This is a genomic window from Hyphomonas sp. UBA3601 (genome assembly GCF_002375605.1).
In the GTDB taxonomy this organism is placed as follows: Bacteria; Pseudomonadota; Alphaproteobacteria; order Caulobacterales; family Hyphomonadaceae; genus Hyphomonas.
In genome coordinates, this window is the sequence record NZ_DFME01000090.1 from 415 (window position 1) to 857 (window position 443).

Below are 443 nucleotides of genomic sequence, written 5' to 3' on the forward strand. Positions count from 1 at the left end.
AGCCCCTTCATCGCATCCGGCCCGAACAACACAGCCACACCCGCAAAACCGGTCAGCACGCCAATCGCGGTTCCGCGATTCATCCGTTCATCCGCAAACAGAAAGGTTGCCCCACTCACCACGAAGATCGGTACAGCGGCGGTATAAAGTGCGGCAAGGCTGGAATTGACCGTCTCCTGAGCGGTCGTGATCAGGAAGAAGGGAAAGACGGAGCCTGCGAGCCCCATCCCGATGATCGCCACCCAGCGCTTGCGGTCTCTCAATGGCGGCAATTTCTGCCCCCGTGCCAACATCAGCACCCACAGTACCGCCGCGCCAATCGTCAACCGCCCCGGCAGCACCCAGGCCACCGGCAGGCCCATATCCGGATTGCCCTTGTCCACCGCCACCCGGGTCAGCGCATAAGCCCCGGCCCAGAACAGAGTCAACAGAGCAAACAGCCC

The 443-nt window shown here is 62.3% G+C and carries 1 protein-coding gene; it reads right to left on the reverse strand.

From position 1 onward, the window contains the following. On the reverse strand, nucleotides 1-443 hold a 443-nt coding region (locus B4F73_RS09105), incomplete at both ends, for a DMT family transporter (RefSeq protein ID WP_290483069.1).